The sequence below is a fragment of the Streptococcus sp. 1F3 genome, from assembly GCF_054968985.1.
Genome location: NZ_JBUEQR010000010.1, coordinates 1 through 11,741 on the forward strand (window position 1 = coordinate 1; position 11,741 = coordinate 11,741).

Here is an 11,741-nt window from a genome sequence, read left to right on the forward strand (position 1 = left end):
GAAAGAGAGAACCAAGTTCGTCCTCTCTAGGTGTTAGCTTTTCATCTACCCACTACAGTTGACAAAGAGCCACTTTTATAAAAGAATAAAAATAGATAATGGAGCCGGTGGGAGTCGAACCCACGTCCAAACACCTGCTAACTTATTCGTCTACAACCATAGGTTATGTATTGGTTTAACCTCTATGCGACACATAACTCAAGCCCCATACAAGCGATTCAGTGTATCTCCTTTAGAACTTACTGACACAGTTCTAACGTAGCTTGCTCATTTAAGACTAGATAGCAGACACAAGCAATCCGCCACTAATCACGCAGGCAGGTTATTAAGCTGCTAATGCGTAAGAATTTGTATTTTTTGCAGTTATATTTAACTGGCGTTTTACATCCGCTAGATGAGTTGCAGAACAAGCCTCATAATGCCTGTCGAATCCGTAACGACCCCTTCATTAAAAATACTGTATCAGTATATCAGATTAGAAAAAAAATAGCAACAGATTTTAGTTTTCTATTTTCAGAATTATAGGATTTTATGGTAGAATAATGGTATGTATAAATTTTGGCAAAAAACCTTTCAGATACTCAGTATTCTCACGCTCATTGCAAGTATTTTTCTTGTTTTCTGGCTCTATAAAATTGGCATTTTAAACGACCAAAACGTCCTAGCCAATACGATTAGAAGCCACGGAGCATTTGGGAGCCTAACCTATGTTTTCATTCAGATTATTCAAGTAGTCTTTCCGATTATCCCAGGAGGTGTGACAACCGTTGTTGGCTTCCTTGTCTTTGGGCACTGGTGGGGCTTTGTCGTCAACTACATTGGCATTTCAATCGGGAGCATCATTCTCTTTTGGTTAGCGCGAAAATACGGCAAAGCCTTCTGTTTGCTTTTTATGAAAGAAGAAACCTTCTACAAGTACGAAAGTAAGATTGACAATAAGAAGAGTTATGAAATTTTCTTCATTCTCTGTATGCTATCGCCCGTCTCACCAGCTGATATTGTGGTCATGATTACAGGATTAACCAGTATGAGTTACCGCAAATTCATCACCATTATCCTCCTGTGCCGTCCCATCTCCATCATTTCTTATAGCTTCTTCTGGATTTACGGTGGTCAATGGCTACAACAATTTATAAAATAAAAACACTTCGTTAGAATGTTACATCACCCCCAAAAAAATTAGAGCTCAACTCTCGTTTTTCGGGACGATAGATTATCTAACGAAGCGTTTTCTTATACTCAATAAAAATCAAAAGTAGACTAGCTTTCACAATGAAGAATTGTGAAAGGTTGGAAATGAGAGTAGCACCGCTCATTTTCTTATAATCATAATCGAAGTCGAAGGGAGAACGAGCCTTCACCAAGGCAAGTTGACCGAGTATCCTTTTGATTTTTAAAGAGTATTATTTAATCCCCAAGGCAATACGCGCATAGCGACTCATTTTTTGTACAGTCCAAGCTGGTGACCAGACTAGACGAACATCTACTTCTGTCACCTCTGGAATGGTATCTAAGACATCATAGATCTGATCTGTAATCAAGTCCGCTAAAGGGCATCCCATGGTTGTTAAAGTCATATCAATTTCTGTTCTTCCATCTATGAAACGAATTTCATAAATCAAACCAAGATTGATAATATCAATTCCTAATTCAGGATCAATGACTTCTTCTAAGGCATGGAAAATCCGTTCCTGAATTTCGTTCACTTGTTCTTCTGTATAAGCCATTGATAATATCTCCTACTATTATGTGTGATATGGGCAATTTCACAAAAGCCATTACTGGAAAGCGAGTAGTAAAATACTCTACAGATCCTGCCCACTATCTCGTTTCTTGGTGAGCGTTAAAACGGTTCTTCGAACATGCTCGCTTTTCCATTTCTGGGCGTGTGTTAGAAACGTCCACTGGACTTTTCTAATCCTCAATAAAGTCACGCAATGGTTTGCTTCTGCTTGGATGACGGAGCTTGCGAAGGGCTTTGGCTTCAATTTGGCGAATACGCTCACGGGTGACATTAAAGACCTTCCCGACATCTTCTAGGGTGCGCATTTTTCCATCATCAAGTCCAAAGCGGAGACGAAGGACATTTTCTTCACGATCGGTAAGAGTGTCCAACACTTCGTCCAATTGCTCACGTAGGACGACCCGGGTGGTATAATCTACTGGATTTTCAATGACTTCATCTTCAATAAAATCACCCAGATGGCTATCGTCTTCTTCCCCAATCGGTGTTTCAAGAGAAACAGGCTCCTGAGCAATCTTTAAAATTTCACGAACCTTATCTGGGGTCATATCCATACGTTCAGCAATTTGTTCTGGTGTTGGATCCTGACCTAATTCTTGCAACAAATTACGCTGTTCACGAACTAATTTATTGATTGTTTCTACCATGTGCACCGGAATCCGAATAGTACGAGCCTGATCCGCAATAGCACGGGTAATAGCTTGACGAATCCACCATGTTGCATAGGTCGAAAACTTGAACCCTTTGGAATAATCAAACTTGTCAACAGCCTTCATCAAACCCATATTTCCTTCTTGAATCAAATCCAAGAACTGCATACCTCGACCGACATAGCGCTTAGCAATCGAAACAACCAAACGGAGATTGGCTTCTGCTAGGCGTTGCTTTGCTTCTGGATCACCCGCTTCTACTGCAAGCGCCAATTCTTGCTCCTCCTCATTAGTCAAGAGGGGGACAACCCCAATTTCTTTCAAATACATACGCACCGGATCGTTGACTTTGGCAGAGTTGCTCCCCAGTAGCTCCTCATCTGTCAACTCAGGCTCTTCCTCTACCTGTAAGACGCGTGCACTTGGATTTCCGTCTTTATCTACAATCGCAATCCCTGCATCTTGAATCCGTTGCAAGAGATCATCTATCCCGTCTGCATCAAGCGTAAACGGAATGACTAATTGATCATTGATTGCGTCATCTGTTGCAGTTCCCTCTTTTTTATGAGTGCGAATAAAATCCGCTACCTGAACATCAAAAGTGGTTACTTCTTGTTTTTTGTCTTTTTTTGCTGTCATAGTTACTCCATGTTTCTTTTATATGCAATAAGTTGTGCCAACTCATCTAGTGCCGCGTCAGTATTGCCCATATGGACTTGTTCCCGAATGACACGTGACTTCTGCTGATTTTCTCGTTTCAGCTGTTCCTGCTGACGTCGCCTTTCTAATTCTTCAAGCTCGCTCCTGCCTATTTCTTCTGGTAACTTTTCCTCCAAGACCTGGTACCAAGCCCGTTGAACCTGTTCAGTTTGCTGCGCCAAGTCATAGGCTGTTACCTCTCCATGTTCTTTTAATAAACCAAATAAAACCTGTAATTCTGGTGTAAAGAAGAAAAAGTCCTCCTTCAATCGGTAATCATTTAAGATATAAGGATGGGTCATCATGCGATTGAGCAAGTGGTTTTCCGTCCGGACTAGGCTTGATAAGCGCACTGTTTGAGGCAATTCAATAAGCGACTGTTTCCTCGTATTCCCTCGCCCTTGCGCTATTTGGCTGCGTTCTTCTCGTTCATGCAAGCGCAGGTGATTGACTGCTGCCTCTACCTGACCATAGTCAAAATCAGGCAATAGGTCCGCCACTTTGTAAATATAGGAATTTTGAGCAGTAATGGACTTCGTCTTAGCAATAATCGGTGCGATTTGGTCAACAAACTCAATCTGCCCTTGCAAATTATCAAGATTTGCAGGTCTAAGATATTGAATCAAAAATTCCACATCACTAATCCGACTGCTGGTCAAGACTTGATGCAACGTTTCCTCCGAATGCCTTGCTAAAAACTCATCTGGATCCAAATGATCGGGTAGACTGACAATTTCCACTTGAAAATCCTGCAATTCATCCAGTGCCTTTGCTGTTGCTGCCTGCCCTGCTGCATCTCCATCATAGGTCAAAACCACTTTCTTACAGAACTTGGCTAAATGCTGGACATGCTCTTTCGTCAATGCCGTTCCCATTGAAGCAACCGCATTATCAATACCAGCACGATGAGCCGCAATCACATCCATAAAGCCCTCCATAAGGTACACCTCATGGCTTTTTTTCATGACTGCCTTAGCTTGGTCTAGATGATAGAGTTCATAACTTTTATTGAAGATGGCAGTGCTTCTACTATTCTTATATTTTGCCAACTGCTTATTGCCAATATCCCGTTGCTGCCAAATACGACCAGAAAAGGCCAAGATACGACCATATTCATCGGTCAAAGGAAACATAATTCTACTCTGAAAAGCATCATAGATAAGATTATTTTCAGCAGGATTGAACAAACCTGATGCAAGCAAGTCCTGCTCCTCAAATTTAGCAGACAAATGCCTATAGAGATAATTTTGTTCATGCGGGGCTAGGCCAATCTGAAAATGCTTGATGACATCATCTGTCAGTCCACGATGATACAGATAACTTCTAGCTTCCTCCCCCATCTTGGTTGTCATTAAGAGGGCATGGTAAAATTTCCCGGCTTCGGTATGAATATCAAAGAGTACCTGATGAGGATGTTTGCGATGTGCCTGTTCCACTACTTTCTGCTGTTCTAACTGAATTCCAGCTTTTTCAGCTACCAGCTGGACACTCTCAAGAAAGGGAATCCCACGATATTCTTCGATAAACTTAAAAACATCTCCTGACTTCCCACATCCAAAACAATGGAAAAATTGCTTTTCTTCAACTACATTAAAGGAGGGGGTTTTTTCCCCATGGAAAGGGCAAAGACCTAAAAAATTGCGACCTGTTTTCGCCAAGGAAATGACTTCACCAATTATATCGACAATGTTGACTGCCTGTTTAATTTCATTGATTTTCTCTTTCGAAATCATCAAGTCACCTCCTTCCAGTGCAAGGTACCAGCCATTATAACATGTTCTATTTTATACTAAAATTGTAAGATTGTAAAATTTCCAAGCCAAAATACTTGTAAAAAAAACCATTTCAGCATATAATGAAGAATAGTAATTTTTATGAAAGGACATATTTGGGATATGTTAAAAGATTTAAAAGCATTTTTACTTCGTGGTAATGTTGTTGACTTGGCAGTCGGTGTCATCATCGCGAGTGCCTTTGGGGATATTATTACATCTCTAGTAAATGATGTCATCACACCACTTTTCCTAAACCCAGCTTTGAAAGCCGCTGGTGCAGAAAAAATCGCTGAACTTAGTTGGAATGGTGTTGCCTACGGTAACTTCTTGAGTGCTATCATCAACTTCGTCATCGTTGGTACTGTTCTCTTCTTCATCGTCAAGGCAATGGAAAAAGCACAAAGCCTTACTAAAAAACAAGAAGTTGCTGAAGAAGCTGTTGCTACTGGACCAAGCCAAGAAGAATTGTTGGCTGAAATCCGCGATTTATTGAAAAATAAATAATTAAAAAGAAAAGGCAGGATAACCTGTCTTTTTTGCATGCCTTCCACTAATATCCTCATTTCGTTTACCTTTTATTACTTTGACAATCGTGGAAACTACGTTTCCTTATTTCCAACTTCCAATCATCTTCTAGATGATTTGTGGAAACTACGTTTCCTTATTTCCAACTTCCAATCATCTTCTAGATGATTGGAACTCGCTTTGCCGTACTCTACGATTGTTACTGACTATCGTCAGTACGATTTCCAACCTTCAACAGTCATTAGACTGTTGAAGCAGCCTGCAGCTCCTTGCCTAGTACTAAAAGTAAACCAAACAACTATATCAATATCCGGTATCATTTATATAGCGCTTTCGTTTTAAAATAGAATGTAAGAATAAAATGCAGATATTTCAGTTTTAGCCGGTTACAGCTTGTCTACTGTTCGATATAAACCAAGGATTCTAAAACTGAATACTTCCCGCATAGCCTAATAGCACATAAAGAATCAACCATAAAGAGAAAAAGCAAAGAAACAGCATTCTAAAAATGACAATCGGCTTTTTTTCATCTACTGGACGGGTCTTTATCCAATATAACTGTAAAGCAACAAATAAGAGCAACAAGCCTAATTTAACAAGCATATCCAATCTCCTACATTTGATTCGGTAAAATAAGAAAAGCGAACAATATGAGCAGAGCTACCATTACAAGAATTTCTGTAGTGTAATACCTCAACCTCTGCCTATTCTTTCTTGTATCATAACTTACTAGAACAATATAGATAAGCAAGAAAACAATCATGCCCAAGCCTAATAGAGTATAAGCATCAATCACCAATCCAGTATACTGGTCATATAAATCCATAAGAGGATGATGAACTTTAGCAACTCCTTCCTTGCTAAATAATTCCTTTAACCGCTCTTGAATTTCCTCATAAGAATGACCTGTCATAGCTAAGTGAGCTATACTACCACTGACAAAAGCAGCAGCATATGAAGAACCTTCAACCCGAATAATTTGATTTTGCAAGGATAAAGCTTCCTGAGAATAGGGAGCATAGTAGGCATTGTCCACCTCTTTTAGGATTAGTAAAGATTCATTAAATACTCCTACACCTATCACCCCTGGTAAGCTAACCAATGGATTCACATACTCTATATCCCTCAGATCATAAACTGGTGTTACTAAAAATCGCTGTCCCTCTACGAAGTTCCTAACCTTTGCTTTCAAGCTCGGTGGCAATTCTTTTAAGACCATACTGATATTTAAGACGTCAACATCATCTGCTAAGGCTGCATCGATTGCTTTTTCAATATCCTGCACATGAATCTTCCCTTGATCATCTACCACCTTGTATGAAAAGATTTCAACATTAGGTGCTAGTCCCAACGTCAAGACATGGTTATCTTTAGCACCAATGATGCTAGCGACTTTCGTTCCATGTCCTATTTGGTCAAAACTAGACTGACTTTCAGCTATTTTTACATGCTTTACAACATTCAACTCCTCTTCTGCTTCTTTTGTTATTCCTGAGTCAATAATCCCTACCTTGACCTGCTTTTCCAGAGGAGTTTGAGGATTGATTTTCAAATAATATAAAGAAGTTCCCCAACCTGTATGCTGATGGTTGACAATAAAACCTGTATAATTTCCTATAAAATGTCCTTCAAATCCCTGTCTAAAATAGATAGATACTCCTAAAGTAGTAAGTAAAAAACATACTATAATCCCATTCAACCACTTTTTCATCAAATACCTCCATTTCTAAAAAAGGGAATAGGACTTCCCTATCCCCGATCTCTCACTCTGACTAATGAGAGTGCCAAAATGGACTATGGCCAATCCGAGGAGAACAATTCCGATATAAATCGGCTCTGCAGTAACGTAAATCTGGTTTTTTTATAATAGATTCATAGGTACACTGTTGGACAATTGCCATAGCAATATTACAATCAGATGTAATGAAATTTTCATATCCCCAGCCATTATCATCCAAACAATAAGGCAATCCTCCTCCAGCTAGTACTGCATCTGACTGCTCTTGACTTTTATCAATATAGACCATACTCAATGGTACACGAATATGCTTCAAATCCGAGCCTTCTTTTAAACAATGCTGAATCATTGACTTGATTTTAGTAATCTCTTCCTTATCTACATTTGGAAATACCTCATCTGGTAGACGTACGATTTCCTCCAAGGAATACAAAGGTTCTTGACGAGCTTCTATTTCTTCTATTTGTTTTTCAAAACGCATCTGTGCCTCTGACATTTCACTCATGATTTCAGAATGAGCATGATAATCCCCATCATCTGCTCTTGTACTAGCTAAAGGGAATGATAGAATAAAAACATAAAGAATACAAACAACTAATAATCTACTTATCCTTTTCATAGTAGACTCCTTTCTTAAAATACATTTTATTTGTACCCGATTACAAATAGAATGTATCATACTTTTATAAAAACATCAATATCTATTGCAAAAAAAGAAGTTGGATTTTCCAACTTCCCTTTATTTTATTTTTTCTCATACCCATTCGGGTTCTTAGACTGCCAATTCCATGTGTCACGGCACATGTCCTCTATTGTCTTTTCTGTTCTCCAATGGAGTTCATCAAGAGCCTTGTCAGCATTGGCAAAGCAGGTTGCCACATCACCAGGTCGACGGTCGACAATCTTGTAAGGGACAGGCACTCCGTTGACCTTTTCAAAAGCTTGTACAAGCTCAAGTACACTGGTTCCCTGACCAGATCCAAGATTGTAGGTATAGACACCTCTGGTATCTGCAATTTTTTCTAATGCCTTGATATGACCAAGTGCTAAATCAACAACATGGATATAGTCACGGACACCCGTTCCATCTACCGTATCATAATCATTGCCAAACACACTCAATTCAGAACGTTTTCCAACGGCTACTTGGGCTATAAAAGGCATCAGATTATTTGGAATACCTGCAGGGTCTTCACCAATTAAACCAGACTCATGTGCCCCTATTGGGTTGAAATAACGCAGAAGCGCAATACTCCATTCAGGATCAGCTACTTCAACATCTCGAAGAATCTGCTCCAACATAACTTTAGTATAACCATAGGGATTGGTTGCACTAGTTGGCATGGTCTCAACCAATGGAGAGGGATTGTGAAGCCCATAAACAGTCGCACTAGAACTAAAGACTATTTTTTTCACACCAAACTCTGCCATCACTTCAACTAAGGCTAAGGTAGTCATAATGTTGTTTTCATAATACATAACAGGTTTTTCAACCGACTCACCAACTGCCTTATAACCTGCAAAGTGAATAGCAGCCTCAATCTCTTCTTTTTCAAATACAGTTCGAAGACCAGCCTTATCTGCTACATCCAACTCATAGAATATCGGAGCCTTCCCTGTAATTTCCTTCATTCTATCTAAGACTAACAAACTTGAATTGGATAAATTATCAACAATTACCACTTCTTTTCCTAGCTTTAACAATTCGACAACGGTATGGCTACCGATATAGCCTGCACCACCTGTTACTAAGACACTCATGAAAAACTCCTTTATATAAGTATGGATAAAGCAGAAAAAACAGCCTGAGAGCTGTTTTTCAACTATTAGAATTTTTTACGCTTACGAGCTGCTTCTGATTTGCGTTTACGTTTTACAGATGGTTTTTCATAGAATTCGCGTTTGCGTGTTTCTTGAAGAGTACCAGCTTTAGTAACCGCACGTTTGAAACGACGAAGAGCATCATCAAGTGATTCATTCTTGCGTACAACTGTTTTTGACATTATTTTCACTCCCCTCAATTTCAAAGTACACTCTATTATACTGCTATATGGCAACTTTGTCAAGATATTTTTGAAAAATGTCACACCATACGCATGAAAAATTTCTTCTCTCCTTTTGTACCTGGAAATAACTGCTTTAAACTTGGCATCTACCTTTGTACAAGCACCTTATCCGCGATTTCCAAATAATTGTGACAAATAATCCTCCAAATGGACAGAAATATAGCGTTGTTTACGGCGGTAACTCAGCTTTTCCTTAGGGAATGTCATCATTTGCAAGAGATGAAGGCAGACCTTACGAATAGCGTTTAGATTGAAGGTGGCTCGTTTATCTAAGGTTTGGTTCTTATCTTCTCGGTAAACCACATCTAACAACCAATGCAGGCTCTCAACCGACCAATGACCGCGAACAACCTGTGAAAATGTCTGCACATCACTCTTGAAACTGAGGATAAAGGAACGAACTTCTTCCGTAATGATACCGTCTTTATCAATGGTATTCTTAGTCATCCCAATCCCACGAAGGTTTTTCCATTTTGAGTGTCGTTGGCTCAGCCATTTCACATCGTGAGAAACCCAATAGTCCCTCACTTCAATCTGACTGCGTGCCTTTTCGATGGTCTGATAATACCAACCTTTCTCTGTCAACTTAGATAATAATTTGGCATCACTAAAATAGAGGTCAATATCCTCATGGAGATTGCCTTGATTTCCTTTGACCGCCAAGCAGTAATCCCCCTTACCGCCTATAATCACGTCCGCAATGTCTGTCTGGGTGCCAATCGTAACAACACTCTTACGAAGGTTTAGTTGACGCAAGAGGCGTGGAATGGCTGTGATTTCATTGCTTTTATCTTCAACTGCTATCTGACCAAGACTAATCCGATTACCCCGTCATAAGCAGTGACAATATGAGTAGGAGATTGGTGTTTTCCGCGGTTCCCCCGAATCGTTTTACCATCAACGGCAATCAATTTGGAAAAATCAGTTGTTTCCGAATTAGCTTCGAAAGACAGTTTCAGTTCTTTTAAGAAATCTGGATTGACCATACTCACAACACGTTCCAAGGTATCATGAGAAGGACAGCCAACACTCAAGTCAACGTAGTCTCCCAAGACAGACTCGTTCATTTCTATGAAATCTTCCATCTCTTTCCACGTTTCAACCCTGCCAATTGACAAACGAAAACTAAAAAGAGAATAGTAGATAAGGGATAGCGAATTTTCCAAGCTTGACGACTGTCGTACTCTTCTTTGCGTTCCTCAATGGATAAAAGAAAATCATTCATTATAGTTCACCTCTATTCTAGTCTACTACTTCGAGTGAGGTTTAGCATGATGTTCGATTTCTAAAAACAATATTTTCTTCATGCGTTTGACGTGGAAAAATGTTTGTAGTGTATCATTCGAAAGTGATTGTCCCAGTTAGGTCGAACGTAAAAATGTCCCGTCTGTTATTCTAAGTTAGAATGCAAAGGATTGAGTTAAGGATGACAAAAAGACCCACTCAAGTAACACAGCTCTAAAACTGCGACTGTCCAAGCGATTTTTAGCGTATGGTTTTGGAACCATTCGAAACAGCACAGCTCTAAAACACACTAGAAATAATTAAAAAACTAGCAAAAGTTTTGGAACCATTCGAAACAGCACAGCTCTAAAACTTTTCATCGACAGCTAAACCGTCAAGCTTAGTTTTGGAACCATTCGAAACAGCACAGCTCTAAAACTAACTTAAATAATTCAAAAAACTACCAATAGTTTTGGAACCATTCGAAACAGCACAGCTCTAAAACAGCTGTGAAAAAAGTTTTGGAAGATTCTTTGTTTTGGAACCATTCGAAACAGCACAGCTCTAAAACATAAATTGACCTATTTTACTATCTAATTTAGTTTTGGAACCATTCGAAACAGCACAGCTCTAAAACAGCACCAGAATTTTTAAGGTTATTGATAATGTTTTGGAACCATTCGAAACAGCACAGCTCTAAAACCTCGTAGACAATTTTGTCTAGAACATTTCGTAATCGCGCCATTCATCCCAGCTAGACTTCAGCCTCAAATAATTCCATTTCTTTATCTTAATTATACCTTAAACAGCTTGTTAAATCAATACTTACAAGCATATAATATGAGGTTTTATCTTTCAAAAGCAACAATTTCTTAGTCTAAGTCGACAATCTCCCCCCTCTCCCCAAGGGTAGTTTTACGCCCTTGTTTCATTCAGCTTACTCTTTTACCTAATTAGTTGGGCTTACCACTGGTATACCGATTTTATCTACTTTCTAAAAATAGAAGTATTGATGTGTCATAAGCTGTAACGATACTCCTTAGACTTCCTTTCCCCTCTACGTAACCTTGAATAGCTTATTTTTTAGTGGGCGGTCATATCATTTCCATGTCTGACTTTCTTGAAAACCAACTACCCTATCACTCTGACATTTTCTTATCCATTCAGAGATAGTCACTTTACTTACAGAGTAGTACTTCATTTTGAACTGCTCCCTGTCAAGTGGACAATGAAATAATAAAAGATTTAAGCGACGGCCTTGTTCCTCATTTCAAGAGGTGCAAGGCCGTTGTTGCGCTCTTGAAAACGGTCATGGTTGTA

General features: G+C 39.2%; 11 protein-coding genes, 1 other RNA gene, 1 pseudogene and 1 CRISPR repeat array. Of the genes and pseudogenes, 2 read left to right on the plus strand and 11 right to left on the minus strand.

What is annotated here, in order from left to right; all coding sequences use genetic code 11:
* Positions 1-96 precede the first annotated feature (96 nt).
* Positions 97-444, minus strand: a transfer-messenger RNA (tmRNA) gene (gene ssrA, locus ACVPON_RS00850).
* Positions 445-547: 103 nt separating this feature from the next.
* Here ssrA and ACVPON_RS00855 point away from each other — a divergent pair.
* Positions 548-1,141, plus strand: a complete 594-nt coding sequence (locus ACVPON_RS00855; RefSeq protein ID WP_462875074.1) for a TVP38/TMEM64 family protein — start codon at positions 548-550, stop codon at positions 1,139-1,141.
* A gap of 262 nt (positions 1,142-1,403) precedes the next feature.
* Here the strand turns inward: ACVPON_RS00855 and ACVPON_RS00860 are convergent, their stop codons facing one another.
* From ACVPON_RS00860 to dnaG, 3 genes are all read right to left on the minus strand, one after another.
* Entirely contained in the window at positions 1,404-1,727 is a 324-nt protein-coding gene (locus ACVPON_RS00860) for a metal-sulfur cluster assembly factor (RefSeq protein WP_462875076.1), read from the minus strand.
* A 187-nt stretch (positions 1,728-1,914) separates the two neighbouring features.
* Positions 1,915-3,033: an RNA polymerase sigma factor RpoD gene (gene rpoD / locus ACVPON_RS00865; protein WP_462875078.1), complete on the minus strand. Its 1,119-nt coding sequence runs from the start codon at positions 3,031-3,033 to the stop codon at positions 1,915-1,917.
* A gap of 2 nt (positions 3,034-3,035) precedes the next feature.
* The gene (gene dnaG, locus ACVPON_RS00870) at positions 3,036-4,826 is read right to left on the minus strand and encodes a DNA primase (protein ID WP_462875079.1); all 1,791 of its coding nucleotides are present in this window, start codon (positions 4,824-4,826) and stop codon (positions 3,036-3,038) included.
* A 162-nt stretch (positions 4,827-4,988) separates the two neighbouring features.
* On the opposite strand from dnaG, the gene mscL reads away from it, so the two are divergent.
* Entirely contained in the window at positions 4,989-5,372 is a 384-nt protein-coding gene (gene mscL / locus ACVPON_RS00875) for a large conductance mechanosensitive channel protein MscL (RefSeq protein WP_462875081.1), read from the plus strand.
* Between the two features lie 444 nt (positions 5,373-5,816).
* On the opposite strand, the gene ACVPON_RS00880 is transcribed toward mscL, so the two are convergent.
* The 7 genes and pseudogenes from ACVPON_RS00880 to ACVPON_RS00910 all read right to left on the minus strand — a co-directional run bounded on the left by ACVPON_RS00880 (position 5,817) and on the right by ACVPON_RS00910 (position 10,422).
* Positions 5,817-5,996, minus strand: a complete 180-nt coding sequence (locus ACVPON_RS00880; RefSeq protein ID WP_462875083.1) for a hypothetical protein — start codon at positions 5,994-5,996, stop codon at positions 5,817-5,819.
* A gap of 10 nt (positions 5,997-6,006) precedes the next feature.
* Entirely contained in the window at positions 6,007-7,104 is a 1,098-nt protein-coding gene (locus tag ACVPON_RS00885; protein WP_462875085.1) for a S8/S53 family peptidase, read from the minus strand.
* Positions 7,105-7,165: 61 nt separating this feature from the next.
* A complete protein-coding gene (locus ACVPON_RS00890; RefSeq protein ID WP_462875087.1) occupies positions 7,166-7,750 on the minus strand; it encodes a hypothetical protein in 585 nt (194 codons plus the stop codon).
* Between the two features lie 125 nt (positions 7,751-7,875).
* Positions 7,876-8,892: a UDP-glucose 4-epimerase GalE gene (gene galE / locus ACVPON_RS00895; protein WP_462875089.1), complete on the minus strand. Its 1,017-nt coding sequence runs from the start codon at positions 8,890-8,892 to the stop codon at positions 7,876-7,878.
* 65 nt (positions 8,893-8,957) lie between these two features.
* The gene (gene rpsU, locus ACVPON_RS00900) at positions 8,958-9,134 is read right to left on the minus strand and encodes a 30S ribosomal protein S21 (RefSeq protein WP_000048054.1); all 177 of its coding nucleotides are present in this window, start codon (positions 9,132-9,134) and stop codon (positions 8,958-8,960) included.
* Positions 9,135-9,302: 168 nt separating this feature from the next.
* Positions 9,303-10,282 (minus strand): annotated as a pseudogene (locus ACVPON_RS00905) (ISAs1 family transposase).
* Complete coding sequence (locus ACVPON_RS00910) at positions 10,267-10,422, minus strand: hypothetical protein (protein WP_462875095.1); 156 nt, start codon at positions 10,420-10,422, stop codon at positions 10,267-10,269. Before ACVPON_RS00910 ends, ACVPON_RS00905 begins: the two are co-directional and overlap by 16 nt.
* Before the next feature lie 270 nt (positions 10,423-10,692).
* A CRISPR array of direct repeats spans positions 10,693-11,124; the repeat unit is 36 nt; unit sequence GTTTTGGAACCATTCGAAACAGCACAGCTCTAAAAC.
* The last annotated feature ends 617 nt before the right edge of the window (positions 11,125-11,741 follow it).